The organism is Promicromonospora sp. NPDC019610, assembly GCF_044389365.1.
Classification (GTDB): domain Bacteria; phylum Actinomycetota; class Actinomycetes; order Actinomycetales; family Cellulomonadaceae; genus Promicromonospora.
Genome location: NZ_JBIRXX010000001.1, coordinates 1,276,812 through 1,298,489 on the forward strand (window position 1 = coordinate 1,276,812; position 21,678 = coordinate 1,298,489).

16 protein-coding genes are annotated in these 21,678 nt (G+C 74.8%); 8 read left to right on the top strand and 8 right to left on the bottom strand.

The features are described from left to right. The first annotated feature begins 98 nt into the window (after nt 1-98). The gene (locus tag ACH45N_RS05610; protein ID WP_397391944.1) at nt 99-1,280 is read left to right on the top strand and encodes a DUF418 domain-containing protein; all 1,182 of its coding nucleotides are present in this window, start codon (nt 99-101) and stop codon (nt 1,278-1,280) included. Nucleotide 1,281: 1 nt separating this feature from the next. On the opposite strand, the gene ACH45N_RS05615 is transcribed toward ACH45N_RS05610, so the two are convergent. Further along, entirely contained in the window at nt 1,282-2,421 is a 1,140-nt protein-coding gene (locus ACH45N_RS05615; RefSeq protein WP_397391946.1) for an Mrp/NBP35 family ATP-binding protein, read from the bottom strand. 117 nt (nt 2,422-2,538) lie between these two features. Here ACH45N_RS05615 and ACH45N_RS05620 point away from each other — a divergent pair, with 117 nt between their 5' ends. Next, entirely contained in the window at nt 2,539-4,473 is a 1,935-nt protein-coding gene (locus tag ACH45N_RS05620) for a hypothetical protein (protein ID WP_397391948.1), read from the top strand. Here the strand turns inward: ACH45N_RS05620 and ACH45N_RS05625 are convergent. Beyond that, nucleotides 4,428-4,952, bottom strand: a complete 525-nt coding sequence (locus ACH45N_RS05625; protein WP_397391950.1) for a DUF1003 domain-containing protein — start codon at nt 4,950-4,952, stop codon at nt 4,428-4,430. The genes ACH45N_RS05620 and ACH45N_RS05625 overlap by 46 nt on opposite strands. Then, on the bottom strand, nt 4,945-6,258 hold the full coding sequence (locus ACH45N_RS05630; RefSeq protein ID WP_397391952.1) for a magnesium transporter MgtE N-terminal domain-containing protein: 1,314 nt from the start codon (nt 6,256-6,258) through the stop codon (nt 4,945-4,947). The genes ACH45N_RS05625 and ACH45N_RS05630 overlap by 8 nt, the downstream gene beginning before the upstream one ends. A gap of 73 nt (nt 6,259-6,331) precedes the next feature. Here ACH45N_RS05630 and ACH45N_RS05635 point away from each other — a divergent pair, with 73 nt between their 5' ends. Beyond that, nucleotides 6,332-7,162, top strand: coding sequence for a general stress protein (locus tag ACH45N_RS05635; RefSeq protein WP_397391954.1), 831 nt, complete (start codon nt 6,332-6,334; stop codon nt 7,160-7,162). Between the two features lie 32 nt (nt 7,163-7,194). Here ACH45N_RS05635 and ACH45N_RS05640 read toward each other — a convergent pair whose 3' ends face one another. Together ACH45N_RS05640 and ACH45N_RS05645 are read right to left on the bottom strand one after the other, a co-directional pair. After that, nucleotides 7,195-8,736, bottom strand: coding sequence for an aminopeptidase P family protein (locus tag ACH45N_RS05640; RefSeq protein ID WP_397391956.1), 1,542 nt, complete (start codon nt 8,734-8,736; stop codon nt 7,195-7,197). Nucleotides 8,737-8,748: 12 nt separating this feature from the next. Continuing rightward, nucleotides 8,749-9,582 carry an alpha/beta fold hydrolase gene (locus ACH45N_RS05645; protein WP_397391958.1) on the bottom strand — a complete coding sequence of 278 codons (834 nt, stop codon included), beginning with the start codon at nt 9,580-9,582 and terminating at the stop codon, nt 8,749-8,751. A gap of 173 nt (nt 9,583-9,755) precedes the next feature. On the opposite strand from ACH45N_RS05645, the gene ACH45N_RS05650 reads away from it, so the two are divergent. After that, nucleotides 9,756-10,604, top strand: a complete 849-nt coding sequence (locus ACH45N_RS05650; RefSeq protein ID WP_397391960.1) for a PHP domain-containing protein — start codon at nt 9,756-9,758, stop codon at nt 10,602-10,604. Further along, the gene (locus ACH45N_RS05655; protein WP_397391962.1) at nt 10,601-11,236 is read left to right on the top strand and encodes a MarC family protein; all 636 of its coding nucleotides are present in this window, start codon (nt 10,601-10,603) and stop codon (nt 11,234-11,236) included. The genes ACH45N_RS05650 and ACH45N_RS05655 overlap by 4 nt, the downstream gene beginning before the upstream one ends. A gap of 1 nt (nt 11,237) precedes the next feature. Here the strand turns inward: ACH45N_RS05655 and ACH45N_RS05660 are convergent, their stop codons facing one another. From ACH45N_RS05660 to ACH45N_RS05670, 3 genes are all read right to left on the bottom strand, one after another. Continuing rightward, entirely contained in the window at nt 11,238-11,534 is a 297-nt protein-coding gene (locus ACH45N_RS05660) for a DUF1905 domain-containing protein (RefSeq protein WP_397391964.1), read from the bottom strand. A gap of 103 nt (nt 11,535-11,637) precedes the next feature. Then, a complete protein-coding gene (locus ACH45N_RS05665) occupies nt 11,638-13,302 on the bottom strand; it encodes a DEAD/DEAH box helicase (protein ID WP_397391966.1) in 1,665 nt (554 codons plus the stop codon). 313 nt (nt 13,303-13,615) lie between these two features. Then, on the bottom strand, nt 13,616-13,837 hold the full coding sequence (locus ACH45N_RS05670) for a DUF3107 domain-containing protein (protein WP_397391968.1): 222 nt from the start codon (nt 13,835-13,837) through the stop codon (nt 13,616-13,618). A 178-nt stretch (nt 13,838-14,015) separates the two neighbouring features. Between ACH45N_RS05670 and ACH45N_RS05675 the strand changes: the two genes are divergently transcribed. The 3 genes from ACH45N_RS05675 (at nt 14,016) to ACH45N_RS05685 (ending at nt 21,672) form a co-directional block, all read left to right on the top strand. After that, nucleotides 14,016-14,888: a DUF3152 domain-containing protein gene (locus ACH45N_RS05675; protein ID WP_397391970.1), complete on the top strand. Its 873-nt coding sequence runs from the start codon at nt 14,016-14,018 to the stop codon at nt 14,886-14,888. Nucleotides 14,889-15,058: 170 nt separating this feature from the next. After that, nucleotides 15,059-18,286, top strand: coding sequence for an ATP-dependent helicase (locus tag ACH45N_RS05680; protein ID WP_397393801.1), 3,228 nt, complete (start codon nt 15,059-15,061; stop codon nt 18,284-18,286). Continuing rightward, entirely contained in the window at nt 18,283-21,672 is a 3,390-nt protein-coding gene (locus tag ACH45N_RS05685; protein ID WP_397391972.1) for a UvrD-helicase domain-containing protein, read from the top strand. The genes ACH45N_RS05680 and ACH45N_RS05685 overlap by 4 nt, the downstream gene beginning before the upstream one ends. The last annotated feature ends 6 nt before the right edge of the window (nt 21,673-21,678 follow it).

The window sequence follows — 21,678 nt, forward strand, 5'->3', positions numbered from 1 at the left end:
TGGTGGTTCGGCTGTTGCAACGATCCACCGTATCCGGTGGATACCGGCCGAACGGGAGTCAATTCTGCTCTGAACGCAACGCAGACGAGAGGAACGACGTGACCGCACTCCCGAAGCCCGCCGACCCGCGAGAGGTGGGTCTGTCCCGGGCGCTCGCCCCCGACGTCGCACGCGGCCTCATGCTGCTCCTCATCGCGCTGGCGCACGCCCCGGGATTCGTGAGCGACCGTGCACCCACCACGGCGAACACGGTCGCGGAGCTCCTGCGGTCGCTGCTCGCGGAGAACCAGGCACGCTCGATGTTCATCGTGCTGTTCGGCTACGCGATGGGCCAGCTCCTGTACCGGCAGGAGGCCCGCGGCACCGGGCCGGTCGAGACCCGCCGGCTCCTGCGCCGTCGAGGGTTCGTGCTGGTCGGCGTCGGGCTCGCGCACTACGCGCTCCTCGTGCCGGTCGACATCGTCGCGACCTACGGGTTCGCTCTTCTGTTCCTCGCGGCCATGGTCACCGCCGGCGACCGCGTGCTCCTGTGGACGGCGGCGGCCACGCTCCCGCTCGGCATCGCGCTGATCGGCTGGACCTACCAGCGCGCCGTGGCCGCCGAGCTGTCCGGCGAGCCGTCCGGGATGGCGCCGTACATGTCGGCCGACTACGCCGCCCACGTCGTGTCCGGGTTGCCGGGCTGGCTGCCCGAGACCGTCCTCAGCGTGGTCGTGGTGGTGCCCGGGATGCTCTTCGGCATCTGGGCGGCGCGTCGCCGCTACCTGGACGAGCCCCGGGCCCACGCCGGCCTGCTCCGCCGGACCGCGGTCGTCCTGCTGCTCGTCGCGCTGGTCACCCGGCTCCCCGAGGCGCTCGTCGTGGCCGGGTTCTGGGTACCGGCGTCGTCGGCCACGGGCTGGGCGCTCGCCGTCCTCCACACGCTGGGCGGTTGCGCGGGCGGGGTCGGGCTCGCGGCGCTCGTCGGGGTCCTGGTGACCCGCCGGGAGCCGGCCGGCGGGACCGGCAGGGCCGCCCGACGGGCCGGGAGGGTCGCGACGGCGCTGGCCGCGCTCGGGCAGCGGTCACTGACGTTCTACCTGGCGCAGTCGCTGGTGTGGCTCCTGCTCTTCTACCCGTTCACGCTCGGCCTGGTGGACACCCTGACGTTCGCGGGGGCGGCCGTCGTCGCCGTCGGTGTCTGGGCCGCCTCCGTCGTGGCGGCCGCCGCGATGGCACGCGCGGGCCGGGCCGGCCCCGCCGAGATGCTGGTGCGGAGGCTTGCCTACGGGCGCCGCTGAGTCAGGCCGGGTGGATCCCCAGCTGCATCCCGGCGAGCCCCCGCTTGCGGGTGGCCAGCGCGGAGGCGACCTCGCGCAGCACCTTCGCGCCGGGCGAGTCGGGGTCGGCGAGCACGACCGGCGTGCCGGCGTCCCCGCCCTCGCGGACGGCGACGTCGAGCGGCACCTGGCCGAGCAGCGGCACGTCCTTGCCGATCACCTGGGTGAGCCGCGCCGAGACCTGCTCGCCGCCGCCCTCGCCGAAGATCGGCAGGCGGGTGCCGTCGGGCTGCTCCAGCCACGACATGTTCTCGACCACGCCCACCACGCCCTGCGACGTCTGCGTCGCGACGGACCCGGCCCGCTCGGCCACCTCCGCGGCCGCGGCCTGCGGCGTGGTGACCACGAGGATCTCGGACGACGGCAGCAGCTGCGCCACGGAGATGGCGATGTCGCCGGTGCCGGGCGGCAGGTCGAGCAGCAGCACGTCGAGGTCGCCCCAGAACACGTCCGCGAGGAACTGCTCCAGCGCGCGGTGCAGCATGGGGCCGCGCCAGACCACGGGCTGCCCCTGCGGCACGAACATGCCGATCGAGACCACCTTGACGCCGTGGGCGATGGGCGGCAGCAGCATGTTGTCCACCCGGGTCGGCTGTCGGTCCACGCCGAGCATCCGGGGGATCGAGAAGCCGTAGATGTCGGCGTCGATCACGCCGACCGACAGCCCGTCGGCGGCCAGGGCCACCGCGAGGTTCGCCGTGACGGACGACTTGCCCACGCCGCCCTTGCCCGACGCGACCGCGAACACCTTGGTCATCGAGCCCGGCTGCGAGAACGGGATGACGGGGTCGCCCACGCCGCCGCGCAGCATCGAGCGCAGCGAGGACCGCTGCTCGGCCGTCATCACGCCCAGCTCGACGTCGACGCCGGACACGCCCTCGACCGCCGTCGCGGCCGCCGTCACGTCCCTGACCAGCGTGGACTTCATCGGACAGCCCGCAACCGTGAGGTCGACGCCGACGGCGACGTGCCCGCCCGCGGAGACGTCGACCGACCGGACCATGCCCAGGTCGGTGATGGGGCGCCGGATCTCGGGGTCGAGCACGCCGGTCAGTGCGTCGCGGACACGAGCCTCGAGCGCGGGGGAGTCGACTGCGGTCATGAATCGATCTTAGGCGGGGCCCGGACGCTCCCGGATCAGCGGCCCTGGGCACGGTACTTGCAGTGCCCGTCAGTTGGTGGCGGTACGCTGCCTCACCACCAGGGGTGAGGAGGCCCGATGACCGAGCCACGCGTGCCGACGCGAGTTCGGCGTGTCGCCTCCGAGGACCAGGCACGCGAGCTCGCCGCCGAGCTGCAGCGCCCGGGTCGCCGGTGGCCCGTGGTGGTCATCTCGACCCCGGCCGGCCATTCCGTGCCCTTCGTGGACCCGCAGCGGGTGCTCGACGACGTCGCCGGGCTCGCCGAGGTCGTCGTCATCCCCACGGGCGACGTGTCGTGGGAGTTCTCGTCGGGCATGCCGCCCGACACGCAGGTCTACGGCGGCGCGTCCCGTGTCTACGGCACCGAGCTGGACTGGGTCCACCAGCCCCGCCGCTCGCCGCTGCACTTCGCGTACTCGACGGACGAGGACGCGCACGTGCGCGAACGCCTGGTCGGCGACGTCATGCGGTTCGCGGTGCGCGCCGGGATCGTCGGCGCGGCGCGGTCCGCCCCGGAGGCAGCGACGATCGAGGGCCGGGTGCTGGGCGTGCTGGGCACGCGAGCCCTGGTCGCCACCGACGACGGCGGCCAGGTCACCGTCGCGGAGGAGCTCGTGCTGGCCGACGTGCCGCTCGCCCGCGTGCTCGCGCCCGGGATGCGCGTCACGGGCGTGCTCGACCCGGTCCGCCGCCTCCTCGACGTGCGCGGCATGCTGCCCGACGCCGACGCGCTGCGCCGGGCGGTGCACCGCGCCTACCGCGTGGGGCAGGTGGTGCTGGGCCGCGTGGAGAGCGTCGAGGACGACGTCGTGTGTGTCGCCCTGGCCCCCGGCGTCCGCGTGCGGGTGCGTCGCGCCGACATCACCGGCAACGACCTGGACCTGCTGAGCGACCTCTTCACGGTGGGCGAGGTGATCCTGGCGCGCCGGGTGCCGGCCCCGCTGGACGGTCTGGCGCTGCGGCTGGACGACGTCGACGAGTCCGAGGACCGGCCCGTCCCCGCGATCGCGCTGCTCGACGGCGGGCCGCCGTGGCTCGAACCACCGGAGCCGGAGCCCGAGCTGGCCCGCCTCGACGGCCCGCTGGTGGTGGGTTCGCTGGCCGAGCCCCATGAGCCCGTCGACCTCGGCGGGACCCGCCCCGCGCCGCCGTCCGGCCCGCCCACCCCTGCCGACCTGTTCGGCCTGCGCCCCGCCGACGTCGGCCCGGTGCCGACGCCGGCCGACGGCCAGCGGAAGCCGACCCCCGGCGACGTGGCCGCCTGGCACGCGGGCGGGCACGACGCCCTGCCCTCGCCGACGGCGGCCGAGGCGTCGCCGGAGCCGGCCGGCAAGGCCACCCGCGACCTCAGCCTGTCCCTCGACGCCGCCCGGTCCCGGGTGGGCGCGCTGGAGAAGGAGCTGCTGGACGACAAGGTCCGGCGGCGCCAGGTCGAGCTGGAGGTCGACCGCCTGCTGGGGCGCGTCGGCGAGCTCACCGAACGGCTCGACCGCAGCGAACGCCGGGCGGAGCAGCAGGCCACGGCCCTGCGCAAGGCCCGGCAGGAGGCCGCGCGCCTGCGCCGCCGGCTGGGCGACGCCGGGGTCGAGGTGCCCGAGGAGCGGTACTTCGCCGACGACGAGGAGCAGCTCCGGTTCGAGGTGCTGACCGAGTGGGCCCGCGCGATCCCCGCGGCGGAGAAGTCCGGGCGCCCCCTCGCCGACTACACGCTCGGCCCGCGGTTCCTCGCCTCCCTGACCGAGGTCGAGGGCGTGAGCCGCGAGCGCGTGGTCTGGACGCTCGTCATGGTGCTGACCGGGCTCGCGCTCGACATGAACGGGCTGCAGGTGCACCGCCTCCGTACAGGCCCCGGCGGCGACGACCCGTTCCGGCACCGGGACGACGGCGCCGTGTGCTGGCGGGTGTCGCTGCAGGTCAACACGCCGTCGGCCCGCAGGCTGCACTACTGGAAGCTGCCGGGCGGCGCCTATGAGCTGTCGCGGGTGGTGCTCCACGACGACGTGGAGCCCTGAGCCCGGTCCTTCTCGTCGAGCTCCTCCAGCAGGTTGCGGATCTCCGAGCGCACGAAGTCGCGGGTCGCGACCTCGGAGAGGGCGAGGCGCAGCGCCGCCATCTCGCGGGCCAGGTACTCCGTGTCGGCGAGGTTGCGCTCGCCGCGCTGCCGGTCCTGCTCCGCGGTGACGCGGTCGCGGTCGTCCTGCCGGTTCTGCGCGAGCAGGATCAGCGGCGCGGCGTAGCTGGCCTGGAGCGACAGCATCAGGGTGAGCGCCGTGAACCCGTTGGCGGCGCTGTCGAACCGCAGGTGCTCCGGGGCCCAGATGTTCCACGCGAGCCAGAGCAGGCAGAACACCGTGAGGTAGATGAGGAACCGCGGCGTGCCCAGGAACCGGGCGATGGCCTCCGTAGCCTTGCCGACGGCGTCCTCGTCCAGCCGGAACCGGGGGACCAGGCCGCGCCGCTGCGCGAGCGGGGTGTCGAGACGGTCAGGCACGGCCGGCCCCCCGTCGTGCGGGACGCGCCGCCGGCGCCGACTGCGCGGCGATCGCCTCCATGCGCTCGTCGTCGCTGTCGCGCCAGTCGTCCGGGAGGATGTGGTCGAGCACGTCGTCCACAGTGACCACGCCCAGCAGCCGGCGCTGGGCGTCCAGCACCGGGAGGGCGAGCAGGTCGTAGGCCGCGAGCAGCCGTGTCACCCGGCCCACCGACGCGTCATGGGTCAGCCACTCCGTCTCCGTGTCCAGCACCGACGCGACCGCCGCGTGCGGCGGCTCGCGCAGCAGCCGCTGGAAGTGCGCGACGCCGAGGAACCGCCCCGTCGGCGTCTCCAGCGGCGGCCGCACCACGAACACCAGCGACGCCAGCGCGGGCGGCAGCTCGGAGCGCCGGATCTGGGCCAGGGCGGTCGCGATCGTGTCGTCCGCGCCCAGGATCACGGGCTCCGTGGTCATCAGGCCGCCCGCCGTGTCCTCGGCGTACTCGAGCAGACGGCGGACGTCGGCCGCCTCGTCCGGCTCCATCAGGTTCAGGAGCTGGGCGGCCTGCTCGTCGGGCAGCTCGTTGAGCAGGTCGGCGGCGTCGTCCGGCTCCATGACCTCCAGGACGTCGGCCGCGCGGTCGCGGTCCAGGCCCGACACGATCGACACCTGGGCGTCCTCCGGCAGCTCCTCCAGCACGTCCGCGAGGCGCTCGTCGTCGAGCGCGGCGGCGATCTCCATCCGGCGCGCGGTGCCCAGGTCCCGGATCACGTCCGCGAGGTCCGCCGCGCGCATGTCCTGGTACGCCTCCAGCAGCCGGGCGGCGCCCTGCTCGGGCGACCGGCTGGTGAGGTCCTGCACGGCGTCCACCGGCACGGTCAGGGTCGAGCCCCGCCGGAACGGGGTCGACCCGCGCGTCGACCGCCGTCGGACGAAGAGCTGGTCCACCAGCCAGTCGCCCGTGCGCTGCTGCGCGATCGAGACGTCCTCGATCGTCACCTCGCCCGAGCCGTCCTTGAGCTGGACCCGGCGGTCCAGCAGCTCGCCGAGCACCAGCGACTCCATGGCCCGCTGCTCGAACCGCCGCATGTTCACCAGGCCCGTGCTGATCACCTGGCCCGCGTCGATGCTCGTCACGCGCGTCAGCGGGAGGAAGACCCGCCGTCGGCCCGGGACCTCGACCACCAGGCCCACCGCCCGCGGCGCGCCCTTCGCCCGCACCAGCACGACGACGTCACGGACCCGGCCCACCTGGTCGCCGATGGGATCGAAGACGGCGGTGCCGGCCAGACGTGCGACGAAAACCCTGGTGCTGGCGCTCACGCTGGTCAGCCTACGACCCGTGTCGGGGCGTCGCTCCTCGCCACTATCGTCCGGGTAGGGGAGACTATGGGGTATGAGCATGTCTCGCCCGGGTGCCGTCCCGAAGGTCCCGACCCTGCCGGCCGGTGACGAGGTTGCCGCGTACTCCACCTACCTGGAGGCGCAGAAAGCGGTCGACTACCTCTCCGACAACAAGTTCCCCGTCGAGAACGTCACCATCGTGGGCACCGACCTGCGCATGGTCGAGCGTGTCACGGGACGACTCACCTACGGCCGGGTGGCGCTCGCGGGCGCCCTGTCTGGCGCGTGGTTCGGTTTCTTCGTGGGCCTGCTGCTGACGCTCTTCGCGGGCTCCTCGGGATTCCAGGTGATGTTCGCCGGTATCGCGCTCGGTGCGGGCTTCGGCCTGCTGTTCTCGATCCTGTCGTACTCGTTCACGGGCGGACGGCGCGACTTCACGTCGTCGTCGCAGATCGTGGCCGCCACCTACGCGATCCTCTGCGGCCACGAGCACGCGAGCGACGCGCGGGCGCTGCTCGTGCAGTCGCCGGGCGGCCTGGGCAAGGCGCGCGGGGCGGCCTCGGTCGGGGTCCCGGCCCCGGCGGCGCCCGCGCCCTCGGCTCCGGCGGGCCAGGCCCCCGGTGTCGCGCCGACGGCGCGCGCCGCGCCGGCGACGCCCCGCACCCCGGACCCGCGCTGGGTCACGCCCTCGGGCGAGCCCCGCTACGGCGCGATGCGGCCGGGCGCGGCTGGTGCTGGTGCGCCGACGCCGGCCGACGCGCCGGTCCCGCCGTCGGACGACCCGTCCGACCCGCCGGCCGAGCCCGCCGACACGGACACTCCGACCCCGCCGGCGACCCCGCCCGCGAACCCGTACGCGCCGCCGACGGACGACCAGAAGTAGGGCGGCGGCGCCCCGGACCTCACAGGGCAGGTTCAGCGCAGCGACGCCATCCAGGCCTCGACGTCCTCCGGGCGGCGGGGCAGCGCCGCCGAGAGGTTCTCGTACCCGTCCTCGGTGACCAGCACGTCGTCCTCGATCCGCACCCCGATGCCGCGGAACTCCTCGGGGACGGCGAGGTCGTCGGCCTTGAAGTAGAGGCCCGGCTCGATGGTGAACACCATGCCCGGCTCCAGGGTGCCGTCGAGGTAGAGCTCGCGGCGCGCCTGCGCGCAGTCGTGCACGTCGAGGCCGAGGTGGTGCGACGTGCCGTGCACCATCCAGCGGCGGTGCTGCTGGCCGTCCTCGTCCAGCGCGTCGGCGGCGGTCACCCCGTCGGGCAGGAAGCCCCACTCCTCGAGGCGGGCCGCGATGACCTCCATGGCCGCCGCGTGGATGTCGCGGAACTTGGTGCCCGGCTTCGCGACGGCGAACGCGGCGTCGGCCGCGTCGAGCACCGCCTGGTAGATCTTGCGCTGCACGTCGGTGTACTCGCCGTCCACGGGCAGGGAGCGCGTGACGTCGGCGGTGTAGAGGGAGTCGACCTCGACCCCGCCGTCGAGCAGCAGCACGTCGCCCGACCGGACCTCGCCGTCGTTCCGGATCCAGTGCAGCGTCGTGGCGTGCTCGCCCGAGGCCGCGATGGTCTCGTAGCCCACGGCGTTGCCCTCGAGGCGGGCGTGCCCGTCGAAGGTGGTCTCGACGACGCGCTCGCCGCGGCGGTGCGCCTTCGCGGCGGGCAGCGCGCGGACGACGGCCTCGAAGCCCTCGATGGTACGGGCCACGGCCTCGCGCATCTGCTGGATCTCGTACTCGTCCTTGATCAGCCGCAGCTCGGACGTGGCCTCGACGAGCACGTCGTCGGACAGGAGCTGCTCGTCCTCGGTCTCGCCGGCCTCCAGCCGGAGCTCCTCGACGAGGGCCTCGATCGCGTCGTCCGCGCCGGTCACGACGAGGAGGCGCACGCCGCCGTCGCCCACGTCCTTGCCCAGCGTGTCGCCCAGCTCGTCGATGTGGCGGGCCTCGATGCCGGTCAGCGTCTCGATGTCGGCCAGCGACGGGCGTGCGCCCACCCAGAACTCGCCGTAGCGCGCGTCGGCGTAGAACTCCTCGTTGTCGCGCGGGGCCAGCGGGCGCACGTACAGCACGGCGTGGTGGTCCGAGCCGGCGTCGCCGGTACCCTCCTCGACCGGGTGCAGCACCAGCACGGCGTCGGGCTCCCGGTCGGTGCCCAGGCCCGTGAGGTGCGCGAACGCCGAGTGCGGCCGGAACCGGTAGTCGGTGTCGTTCGACCGGGGCTTGAGCGAGCCCGCCGGGATCACGAGGCGCGCGCCGGGCAGGCGCTCCGAGAGCGCGGCGCGGCGGGCGACGGTGAACGGCGCGGCGTCCGACGGCGTCAGGCCGAGCTCGGCGCGCGGGGCCCACTGCGACATCACGAAGTTCTTGAACGCGGTCGAGGCGGGGCGGTGCGAGCGGTTGGATCCGCGGTCCGCGGTCCCCTGCTCGTCAGGCTGAGAAGTGGTCGTGGGCTCGCTCATGCGCCCAGTGTTTCACGCACGTCGGCCGAAGTCGGCAAGCGCCCGGGTGAGCACCCGGTTGAACGCGGAGGGGGCCTCCGTGTTCACGTCGTGCCCCGCACCGGGGACGACGACGAGCGCGCCGTCGCGGGCGGCGGCGAGGTGCCGCTGCTCCCCGATGCGCATGGCGTCGCGCGCTCCGTTGACGAACCAGACCGGCACCTGCGCGGCCCGCACGTTCGCGATCGAGGAACGCCCGGCGAGGTGCGTCAGCGCGTCCGTGACGACGTCCCAGGTGGGCCGGTACATCTCGGCGGTCTGGAGCGGCGCGATCTCGATCTGGCGCAGGTCCGCGCCACCGGGGGCGCTCCGCAGCGGGCGGAACGGCATCGCGGGCACCGAGAGACGGGCGCGGTGCGTGGTCGGGTGCACGACGCGGCCGGTCAGGCGGCGGGAGAGGTAGGCGGCGTTCGCCACGGTCCGCGCGACGTCCCGGTAGAGCCGCACGGGCTTGCCCTTGGGGTCGGACGTGCAGCCCGCGGCCAGCACGCCCACCAGACGGTCGGTGGTGTCGGGCCGGGCGGCCCAGGCGAGCGACGTGTAGCCGCCCAGCGACAGGCCGACCAGGGCGACCGGACCGGACGGGAGGGACGCGACGGCGTCGTCCACCGCCTCGAAGGCGCCGTCCATGGTGAACCGGTCGTGGCGGCGCGACCCGTGGGCCGGGAGGTCGACCGCGACGGCCTCGTGGCCGGCCGCGCGCAGGTGCTCGACCTGGTTCTCCCAGATCGCACCGGAGCTGCGCATGCCGTGCACGAAGACCACGCTCGTAGGGGTGGTGTGCTCAGGCTCGTGGTTGCTGCTCATTGCCTTCGATGATGCGGGATCGGCTTGGGCACGCGGCGTACGACGGCGGAACACGGCGTGAACGTGCTGTGTGGGCTTGCTGTCGCACGGACGTGTCGCCGTGCGACGCGGCGTGCTGCACCTCACCACCTCCCGGTGCCTCCCCGCGGCCCGGGGATCTCTACCCTTGGGGGGTGATCGACCTCCACACGCACTCCACCGCGTCCGACGGCACCGACTCGCCAGCGCGGCTGGTGGAGGTCGCCGCGCACGCCGGCATCGGCACGCTGGCCATCACGGACCACGACACGACGTCGGGCTGGGCCGACGCGGCCGAGGCCGCCGGCCGGTACGGCGTGAGCCTGGTGCGCGGCGCCGAGATCTCAGCGATCGCGCGGACGACGGGCTGGGGCACCGGCGTCCACCTGCTGGCCTATCTGCACGACCCCACGCACCCCGACCTGCTGGACGAGACCGAGCGCACCCGTGCCGACCGCGAGTCGCGCGCCCGGCGCATGGTGGGCCTGCTGGCCGAGGACTTCCCGATCACGTGGGACGACCTGCTCGCGCAGACGAAGCCCGGCACCACGCTGGGCCGACCGCACCTCGCGGACGCGCTGGTGGCGGCGGGTGTCGTCCGCGACCGGGACGAGGCCTTCGCCACCATCCTGCGCCCCGGCACCCGCTACTACGTGGGCCACTACGCGCCCGACGCCGTCGCCGCGGTCCGCGCGGTCCGCGCGGCGGGAGGCGTGCCGGTGCTCGCGCACCCCGGGGCGGACGCCCGCGGCCGGATCGTCCCGGACTCGACGATCGAGGAGCTCGCGGCCGTCGGCCTCGCGGGGCTGGAGGTGGACCACCGCGACCACACGCCCGACACGCGCCGGCGGTTGCGCGACCTCGCCGAGTCCCTGGACCTGCTGGTCACGGGGTCGAGCGACTTCCACGGGGCGGGCAAGCAGAACAAGATCGGCGAGAACACCACGGCGCCCGGCGTGCTCGAGGCCATCGCGGACCAGGGGGCCCTGGAGGTGCTCGGGTGAGCTGGTTCGACGTCGCGCTGTTCACCGAGGTGTTCGTGACGCTCTTCGTGATCATGGACCCGCCGGGGACGGTGCCGGTGTTCCTTGCGCTCACCTCGCGGATGACGGCGCAGGACCGCAAGCGGGCCGCGCGCACCGCGATCTTCGTGGCGTTCGGCGTGATCGTGGTGTTCGCGCTGTTCGGCCAGCTCCTGCTGGAGCACATGGGCATCTCGCTCGCGGCGCTCCAGGCGTCGGGCGGCCTGCTCCTGCTGCTCGTGGCGCTGGAGCTGCTCATGGGCAAGATGGACGCCGGTGAGTCCGACTCGGGCGGGTCGACCAAGAACGTGGCCCTGGTGCCGCTGGCGACGCCGCTGCTGGCCGGGCCGGGCACCATCGTCGCCACCATGGTGTTCGTGCAGCAGGGCGTGAGCGCCGGCGAGTCACCGGTGGGGCACTACGCCTCGATCGGGGTCGGCATCATCGCGGTGTGCCTCTGCACCTGGGCCGCGATGCGGTTCGCCGGGCTGGTGCACCGCGTGCTCAAGGACTCCGGCGTCACCCTGGTCACCCGGATCGCGGGTGTGCTGCTCGCGGCGATCGCCGTGCAGATGATCGCCAACGGCGTCATCGAGTTCGTGCGGACGGTCTAGCTCAGACGTCGATCGTCTCCAGCGTCACCGACACAGGCTTGTCCGGCAGGAGGCCCTCGGCCTGCCGCACCTTCTTCTTCATCGGCAGCACGTAGCCGCCGTTGCTGTCGCTCGGGAAGACGGACGTGGTCCAGGTGGTCTTCCCGACCGTGACCCGCACCCGGATCGAACCGAAGCCGCGCGGTGGCAGCGGGAGGTCGGCCAGCTCGTCGGACTGCTCCGGGGGCACGGTCACGAACCACCAGGAGTCGGTACGCACCTGCCACTGCCACAGGGGAGCGGCGAACTCGATCTGCACGGTGCTGAGCCTGTCAGAAACCCGGGAACTTGTCCGACGGACACGGTCAGAACCCACAGGTCACCGGGGTGACCTGTGGGTTCTGATGTTCAGCGGCTCCGGATCAGGAGTCGGCCTGGGTGCCCTCGGCCGGGCGTCCGCCGCGCGTGCGGCGGCGGTTGCGGCTCCGGCGACGGCGCTGGCCGTCGTCCTCACCGCCCGACGCCGGGCGGTCGGCGCCGGCGCCCTCGGGGCCGGCCGCCGGGCCGGCGTCCGAACGGCCCGCCGAGCGGAAACCGCCGTGCGAGCTGCCGTGCGAGGCACCGCCCTGGCGTCCGCCCGAGCGGGGGCCGCCCGAACGACCGCCGCCGGAGCGCGAGCCGCTGTTGCGCTTGCCGGTCTCGCCCAGATCCTCGAGCTCCTCGGCGTCCAGGCCGGCGAGGTGCTGCGCGGACCGCGGCAGGCGGCCCTTGGTGCCCTCGGGGATGTTCAGGTCCGCGTACAGGTGCGGCGACGTCGAGTAGGTCTCGACCGGCTCCGGGAAGCCGACGTCCAGCGCCTTGTCGATGAGCGACCAGCGCGGCACGTCGTCCCAGTCGACGAACGTGACGGCGGTACCCGTGTTGCCCGCGCGGCCGGTGCGGCCCACGCGGTGCAGGTAGGTGCGCTCGTCCTCGGGGCACTGGTAGTTGACCACGTGGGTCACGTCCTCGACGTCGATGCCGCGGGCGGCGACGTCGGTCGCGACGAGCACGTCGATCTTGCCGTTGCGGAACGCGCGCAGCGCCTGCTCGCGGGCGCCCTGGCCCAGGTCGCCGTGGATGGCGCCGGCGGCGAAGCCGCGCGACTGCAGCTCCTCCGCGACCTTCGCGGCCGTGCGCTTGGTGCGCGCGAACACGATGCTGCGGCCGCGGCCCTCGGACTGGAGCAGCCGCGCGAGCACCTCGACCTTGTCGAGGGCGTGGGCCCGGTACACGACCTGCTTGATGTTCTTGACGGTCGCGCCCTCGTCGTCCGGCTCGGCGGCGCGGATGTGCGTGGGCTGCTTCATGTAGCGGCGGGCCATCGAGACGACGGCGCCCGGCATGGTCGCGCTGAACAGCATGGTGTGCCGCTGCGCGGGGGTGCGGGCGAGGATCTTCTCGACGTCGGGCAGGAACCCGAGGTCGAGCATCTCGTCGGCCTCGTCGAGCACCACGGTCGCCGCGCGCAGCAGGTTGAGGTGGCCCTGGTTGAGCAGGTCGATCATGCGGCCGGGCGTGCCCACGACGACGTCGACGCCGGACTTCAGCGCGTCGATCTGCGGCTCGTACGCGCGGCCGCCGTAGACCTGCACGATGCGGACGCTGCGCTTGGCGGACGCGATGGCCAGGTCGTTCGCGACCTGGACCGCGAGCTCGCGGGTCGGGACCACGACGACGGCCTGCGGCTTGCCGGGGGCGACGAGCTCGTCGTAGCCGGGCTCGCCCGGGGCAACGACGCGGTGCAGCAGCGGGACGCCGAAACCGAGCGTCTTGCCGGTACCGGTCTTGGCCTGGCCGATGATGTCGTGCCCGCTCATCGCGACGGGCAGCGTCATGGCCTGGATGGGGAACGGGTGGGTGATGCCCGAGTCCAGCAGCGCCGCGACGATCTCGGGGCGGACGCCGAAGTCCGCGAACGTCACGTTCTGCGCCTGGATGGCGGACGGGGAGGAATAGTCGGGCCCCGGGGCCACGACGGGCTCGGGGTCGGTCACGGTGGCCGCGCTCGCGGCCGGGGTGTCGGTGGTAGTCACTGGCGCCTTCATCTTCTCGCGGCGCGGTGGGCCCTCATGGCCCGGCGATCGCGCCTTCGTGCGGCAGCCGATCGTGAAAATCATCGCGCGCCGGGCGGGAGGCCCAGGCTGCGCGTCCTGTCGGCGGCCTCGCTGAGGAGGTCGGAGCACAGGCTCGGGGGTCGGAACGTGACGACCGGGCAACCGATGTACGTCGTTCATGGTACGCGCAGGATGTTTCGGTGTGGTTAGCGAAACGCCCCCGGCACCCCGTTAGTAATGAACGCCACGTGGCGGAGGGCCCTCACGGGCGCCGTCCGCCACGCGGCGTCGGGTATCGCAGGGATCAGACGGCGCCGAAGCCGACCTTGCGCTGCTCCTCGGAGCCGATCTCGACGTAGCCGATGGCGCTGCCAGGGATGATCACCTGGCGGCCGCGGGAGTCGGTGAGCTCGAGGGGGCCACCGGCCAGGGCCTTCTTGACGGCCGTCGCGACGGCGTCCGCGCTCTCGTCCGTCTCGACCACGACCTCGCGCGGCAGGTTCTGCACACCGATGGTGACGTCCACGTTTACTCCAGTTCGGTCGGGGATTGCGCCGTGTGCCCGGGGGACCGGGGACCCGGCCTGACGATCCTAGTCACGCACCGGGGCGGTCGGCCTGCGGTTTCGCCGTGAGCCGATACGCGTCCACATCCTGTGGACGACATCGTGGGCCGGCGGGCCCGTGCGTGGCACGATGGTCGGCGTGAGCAGCCCGCGGCAGGACCCTCGGCGCGCCATGGTCGCGCTCGGTCTCTGCTTGTTCCTGGGCCTCGGCGCGGGCGTCGCGGTGACGATGGGCGCCGAGCCCGAGGCCTCCGCGGCCGCCGTCGCCGGCGTGGTCGAGGACAACCTCGGCGTCGAGGCGGGCGACGCGATCCGGGACGCGTACGAGGCGGCCCGGTCGGGCGACCGCACGGAGCCGCCGGACCCGGTCGTCCCGCTGGACGCCGGCGCGGTGGCCGGCAAGACGGCCCCGCCGGCACCCGCCGCCGAGCCCGAGCCGACGCCGGAGCCCGGCTCCGGCCTGCTCGGTACCTCGGTCGGCGTGGCACCGAAGCTGTCCGGCAAGCTCGTGGTGGCGCGCGGGTCGCGTGCCGCGCCTGCCGAGGGCAAGGTCTGGCGGGTCCAGGTCGCGGTCGAGAAGGGGCTGCCGGTGGACCCGGAGGTGTTCGCCGAGGCCGTGCTGGCGACGCTGAACGACCCACGCGGCTGGCACGGGGCGGACGGGTCGACCTTCGCCTGGACCGACTCGGACCGCTACGACGTGCGCGTCGTGCTCGCGAGCCCCGGCACCACCGACCGGCTCTGCCTCCCGCTGGACACGATCGGCAAGCTCTCGTGCGGCATCGAGGAGACCGCCGTGCTCAACTTCAGGCGCTGGGCCACGGGGTCCACGGCGTGGAAGGACGTCGGGAACTACCGGCACTACCTGGTGAACCACGAGGTGGGGCACGTGATCGGGTACCACCACGACCTGTGCGGGGGCAAGGGAGAGCACGCCACGGTGATGGTGCAGCAGACCACCACGACGAGCGGCTGCATCCCCCAGCCGTGGCCCGCCCCGGACGCGGGCTGAGACCGGGATCACCACGCCGCGCCGCGCGGTGAATCGGACATTCGCGACGCCTCCGCGCGGGGCGTCGGGGAGTGTCAGTGGCTCGTGGTTCGATCGTCCGCGTGACACCGACCCTCACCCTCGCACCTCGGCTGGCGCCGCCCGGGACCCGTCCCGACGGCGCCACCTCCGTGCGGCTCGACGACAGCCAGGCGGCCGCCGTCGAGTCCGCGCTGAGCCGGCCCGCGACGCTGGTCCTGGGGGCCCCGGGGTCGGGCCGGACGACGGTGGCGTGCGAGGTCGCGGTCCGGGCGCTGATGTCCGGGGTGCCGCCGGAGCGGGTCCTGGTCCTGGCCTCCTCACGTCGTGCGGCCGCGCGGCTGCGGGACGAGGTGGCGGCCCAGGCCGGCCGCACGGTCGGCGCGCCGATGGTGCGCACGGCGTCGTCGGCCGCGTTCGCGGTGCTGCACACACGCGCCGCGGCGCTGGGACAGCCCGCGCCCACCCTGGTCTCGGGTCCGGAGCAGGATCTGGTGCTGGCCGAGCTGCTCGCCGGGCACGTCGCCGGCGAGGGGCGGCCGCTGCGGCTGCCGGTCGGGCTGCCCGAGGAGTCGCTGGGCCTGCGCGGCCTGCGCCAGGAGCTGCGGGACCTGCTGATGCGGGCCGCGGAGCGCGGCCTCGGGCCGGTCGAGCTCGACGAGATGGGGCGCGCCAACGACCGCCCCGAGTGGATCATGGCCGCGCAGCTCTACGAGGAGTACCTCGACACGATGACCCTGCGCCTCGCGACGCCCGACGCGGGGCCGCGCTACGACCCCGCCGTCGTGATCGACGAGGCCGCGGAGTCCCTGCGCTCCTGGGAGGACGAGGTGCCGGGCGCGCCGCGGCCGACCTGGGACCTGGTCGTGGTGGACGACTACCAGGAGGCCACGGCCGCGACGGTCCGCCTCCTGCGCGTGCTGCACGACGACGGGGCGCGGCTCGTGCTGCTGTCCGACCCGGACTCGGCGGTCCAGACGTTCCGCGGCGCCGCGCCGGGCCTCACCGGCCGCGCCGCGGCGCCCGCCGGCCCGGGGCGGGCCTTCGGCGCGTTCGACGCCGAGACGGTGGTGCTGTCGACGGTCTGGCGGCAGCGGCCCGAGCTGCGCGCCGTGACCCGCGCGGTGACCAACCGGATCCCGGTGTCGGCGAGCGCGCTGCACCGCCGCGCGACGGCGCGTGCGGTCGAGGAGCCCGTCGGCGAGGACGCGCCGCCCGCCGTCCAGGTGGCGGTGCTCGCGGGCGCCGCCCAGGAGGCGGCGTGGATCGCCCGCGAGCTGCGCGCGGAGCACCTGCTGCGGGGCACTCCCTGGGAGCGCATGGCGGTGATCGCGCGCAGCGGCACCCGGCTGGGCGCGCTCCGGCGCGAGCTGGTCTCCGCGTCGGTGCCCGTGGCGCTGCTCGGGTCGGACCTGCCACTGCGTGACGAGCCCGCGGTGGCACCGCTGCTGGCCGCCGTGAAGACGTGCGCCGGCGCGCCGCGCGGCAGCCTGGAGGCACTGATCGCCGAGGAGCTCGACGGCGACGAACCCGTGCTCGACCCGGAGACGGCGGCGCTGCTGCTCGTCTCGCCGATCGGCGGACTCGACGCCGTGGCCCTCCGGCGCCTGCGACGCGCGCTGCGGGCGGAGGAGCTGTCGGCGGGCGGCGGCCGCACCTCGGACGCCCTGCTCGTCGAGGTGCTCGCGGACCCGGCCCGCGCGGCGCTGCTGCCCGCGCAGGTGCGGCGCGGACCGCTCGCGGTGGCCCGGGTGCTCGCCGCGGGCCGCGAGGCGGCGGGGGAGCCGGGCGCCACGGCGCAGACCGTGCTCTGGGCGGCCTGGGCCGCGACCGGCCTGGCCGAGCGGTGGAGCGCCGCCGCCCTGGCCGGCGGCCCCGCGGGACTGCGCGCCGACCGCGACCTCGACGCCGTGCTCGCGCTGTTCCGCGCGGCCGAGACCTTCGTGGACCGGATGCCGGGCGCGCCCGTCGGCGCCTTCGTCGACTACCTGGCGTCGCAGGACCTGCCGGCCGACTCCCTGGCGGCCTCCGCCCAGGGCACGGGCGCCGTGGAGGCGCTCACGCCCCCCGGCGCGGCGGGGCGGGAGTGGGACGTGGTGGTCGTCGCCGGCGTGCAGGACGGCGTGTGGCCCGACCTGCGGCTGCGCGACTCCCTGCTCGGTTCCCAGGCGCTCGTCGAGCTCATCGCCGGCCGGTCCGAGGACGGCCGGGTGGTGGGCGCCGAGGCTCGCCGCCAGGTGCTCACCGACGAGCTGCGCGCCTTCGCGGTGGCGGTCTCCCGCCCCCGGCGGCGGCTGCTCGTCACCGCGGTGGAGGACACCGAGGAGTCCCCGAGCGTGTTCTGCGACCTCGTGTCCCCCCGGGACGACGGCGGCGACGGACCGGACCCCCGCCGGGTCCCGGTCGGCCCGCCGCTCGACCTGCGCGGCGTCGTGGCCGCGGCGCGCTCGGAGCTGGTGCGGACGTCGGCGTCGACGTCGGCGCCGCCAGGGGAGACGGCACCCAGCGCACAGCCCGCCGCCGCCCTGCTCGCGGACCTCGCGGCCGCCGGTGTCGCCGAGGCGGACCCGAGCACCTGGTACGGCGTGGCCGGCGTCTCGAGCGAGGTGCCCCTGTGGGGCGAGCGGGACACGGTGACGGTGTCGCCCTCCAAGGTCGAGACCGTGACCACCTGTGCCCTGCGCTGGGCGTTCGAGTCGGCGGGCGGCACCAAGCCGGACGCCACCCACCAGACCCTCGGCACGCTGCTGCACTCGATCGCGCAGAGCCACCCGAAGGGTTCGCTCACGGACCTGAGGACGGAGCTGGACCGCCGCTGGCCCGAGCTCGCGCTGCCCGACGGCTGGCCGTCGCTCCAGCTCCGCAAGCGCGCGGAGCGCATGGTGGAGCGGCTGGCGAAGTACCTGGGCGACTCGGGTGAGCCGCTGCTCGTCGAGGCCGACTTCGACCTGCGGGTGGGCCGCGCCCGGCTGCGTGGCCAGGTGGACCGCGTCGAGGACGCCGGGGACGGCGCCGTGACCGTGGCCGACCTCAAGACCGGCAAGACCGCAGCCAGCAAGGACAAGGCGGCCGAGAACCCGCAGCTCGGCGCCTACCAGCTCGCCGTCGAGGAGGGTGCGCTCGACCTGCCCGAGGGCACGGTCAGCAAGGGTGCCAGCCTCGTCTACGTGGGCACCGAGACGGTGTCGGCGAGCGTCCGGAACCAGCCGGCGCTCGCCCCGGACGAGGAGGGCAGGAGCTGGGCGCGCGACACGGTCGAGGGCGCCGCCGACACCATGGCCGCAGCCCGGTTCGCGGCCCGGAACAACGACCTGTGCGAGATGTGCGCGGTGCGGCGGTCCTGCCCGCTGCAGCCCGAGGGACGGAAGGTGGTCGAGTGACCGGGCACGAGCCGGAGATCCGCCTGTCGGCACGGGCCATCGCGCGGCTGCTCGGCCGGCACGAGCCCACCGACGAGCAGGTCCGCGTCATCGAGTCCCCGCTGGAGCCCGCCCTCGTCGTCGCGGGCGCGGGCTCCGGCAAGACGGAGACCATGGCCGCGCGCGTCGTGTGGCTGATCGCCAACAAGCTGGTCCACCCCGAGCAGGTGCTCGGCCTCACCTTCACGCGCAAGGCGGCGGGCGAGCTCACGCAGCGCGTCCAGACCCGGCTGGCCCAGCTCAACCGGGCGCTCGGCGAGGAGTCGGGCGAGGCGCTCGCCGGCCTGGACCTCGACCGGCCCACGGTCGCGACCTACAACGCCTATGCCGCCTCCCTCGTGGCCGACCACGGGCTGCGGCTCGGCGTCGAGCCCAGCGCGCGGCTCCTCGGGCAGGCCGAGCAGTGGCAGCTCGCCTCACAGGTGGTGGAGTCCTGGGACGAGGACCTCGCCACCGACCGGGCCGTCAGCACCGTGACCGCGGCCGTCGTGGCCCTGTCCGACGCACTGGGCGAGCACCTCGTCGACCCCGCGGACGCGCGGGCCCGGCTGACCGACATGGCCGAGCACCTCGAGTCCGTGCCGCTCGGCCCGCGGCAGAAGAAGCGCACCAAGGACGTGGACAAGCTCATCGGCTCGATCGCCGAGCGGGCCCGGTTCGTGGACCTCGTGGTCGAGTACCGGCGCCGCAAGCGCATCGCGGAGGCGCTCGACTTCGGCGACCAGGTCTCCTTCGCCGCGCAGCTCGCCCGCGAGGTGCCCATGGTGGGCGCCGCCGAGCGCGCCCGGTTCGAGGTGGTCCTGCTCGACGAGTACCAGGACACCTCGTTCGCCCAGGTCGAGCTGCTCTCCGGCCTGTTCGGCGGCGGGCACCCGGTCACCGCCGTCGGCGACCCCCACCAGTCCATCTACGGGTGGCGCGGCGCCTCCGCCGCGGGTCTCGCGCGCTTCCCCGGCCGCTTCCAGCGCGACGACGGCGTCCCCGCCGCCGTGCACTACCTCTCCACGTCCTGGCGCAACGACGCCGCCGTCCTCACCGCCGCGAACATCGTGTCCGGCCCGCTCCGCTCGCGGACCGGCGCGGGCACGGCCGTCGAGGTGCCGCCGCTGGACCTGCGGCCGGGCGCCGGCGAGGGCGTCGTGACGGCGCACGTCGCGGCCACCCTGGAGGAGGAGGCCGAGGCCGTCGCCGAGTGGGTCGCTGAGCGCTGGCGCTCGGGCGCCCATCCGGACGGCCGGTCCACGGCCGCCGTGCTCTGCCGGGCGCGGGCGCAGTTCCCCGCGATCGAGGTGGCGCTGCGCCGCCGTGGCCTCCCGGTCGAGGTGGTCGGCCTCGGCGGCCTGCTGTCCACGCCCGAGGTGGTCGACGTCGTGGCGCTGCTGCAGGCCGCCCACGACCCGTCGCGCGGCGACTCCCTGCTGCGCCTGCTCACCGGGCCGCGCCTCAACCTCGGTGCGGCCGACCTGCACGCGCTCGGTTCCTGGGCGGCCGACCTTGCCCGGCTGGACGACCCGCGCCGGGCCGCGGCAGCCTCGGCCGAGCCCGTGCCGGACGACGACCTGCGCGTGGTCGAGGGCGACATCTCCGACCACCGCTCGATCGTGGACGCGCTCGACGACCTCCCGCCGGTGGGCGAGCCGGCGCGCGACGGCCGCGTCCTGTCCGAGGACGCGCACCGCCGGCTGGCGGCGCTCGCCCGGCTGCTGCGCGACCTGCGCGGCCTCACCTACCTGTCGCTCCCGGAGCTGGTCGTCCAGGCCGAGCGCGCGCTCGGCCTCGACGTCGAGGCGGCCACCGCCCTCGCGCTGGCCGGGGCCGGGGTGGGCGGCGCGGTGAGCGACCGCGGCCGCGAGCACCTCGACGCGTTCCGGGACGTCGCGGCCTCGTTCGCGCAGTCGTCGGACACGGCGACGCTCGGCGCCTTCCTGGCCTGGCTCGGCGTCGCGGGCGAGCGGGAGCGCGGGCTCGACATGCCAGTGCACGAGCCCGACCCGGACGCCGTCCAGGTCATCACGGCGCACGCCGCGAAGGGCCTGGAGTGGGACGCCGTGGCCGTGGCGGGCCTCGCCGACGGCGCGTTCCCCACCTGGGACCGTGGCTCCCGGTCGGGCGAGTCGTCGTCCGGCTGGCTGTCCGACCTCGGCGAGCTGCCCTACCACCTGCGCGGGGACGCGGACGACCTGCCCCGCTTCGACTGGGAGCACGCCTCCGACACCAAGGACCTCGTCGCGCTGCGGGACGAGTTCAAGGCCGAGTGCGGCGAGCACCGCCTCGCCGAGGAGCGGCGGCTGGCCTATGTCGCGTTCACACGGGCCCGGCGCGAGCTCTTCCTGACCGCCTCCTGGTGGGGCACGGCGAGCCGCCCGCGCGGCATCTCCCCGTTCCTCGCCGAGCTGGCGGACGCCGAGCTGGTCAGGTCCGACCTGTGGGCGCCCATGCCCGAGGCCGACGCCGAGAACCCCCGCAACGCGGAGGAGGTCACGGCCCACTGGCCGGCCCCGGACGGGACCGGCCAGGCCGGGGAACCCGACCGGCAGCGCACCGCCCGCGACGTCCTGCGCGCCACGGCGGCGCTCGTGGACCAGGCGGCCGACGAGCGCCTGGTCGCGCTCGCCGCGATGCGCCTGCCCGCGGACGCGCTGACCGCGCCGCAGGGCGTGCTCGCCGACGCGGCCGGCCACGACCTGGTCGACCTCGCCCGGATGCTTCTCGCCGAGCGCAACCGGCACGCGGACCGCGAGGTCGCGTTCCCGGCGCACGTCTCGGCCTCGGGCCTGGTGCGGCTCGCCGCCGACCGCGACGCGTTCGCCCTCCAGCTCCGCCGGCCGGTGCCGGTGCAGCCCACGGTGCACGCCCGGCGCGGCACCCGGTTCCACGAGTGGGTGGAGCAGTTCTTCACGTCGGCCACGCTGCTCGACGTCGACGACCTGCCCAGCGCCGAGGACGACGACCTCCCGGAGGACACCGACCTCGACAAGCTGCGCGACACCTTCCTGGGGTCGGAGTGGTCCGCGCGGATGCCCGTCGCGGTCGAGGTCGACGTCGAGACGCCGGTCGCCGGCGTCATGCTGCGCTGCCGCATGGACGCCGTCTTCAAGGACCCGGCGACGGGCCCGGACGCCGTCGTGGTGGTGGACTGGAAGACCGGCCGCGAACCCCTCGACGCCTCGGCCCGGGCCGCGCGCGAGGTGCAGCTCGCCGTGTACCGGCTGGCGTGGTCCCGCTGGACGGGGCTGCCGCTGGACCAGGTGAGCGCGGCCTTCTACTACGTGGGTTCGGACACCACGGTGCGCCCGGACCGGCTGCTCGACGAGGCCGAGCTGGAGGCGCTGATCCGGGGCGACTGAACGGCC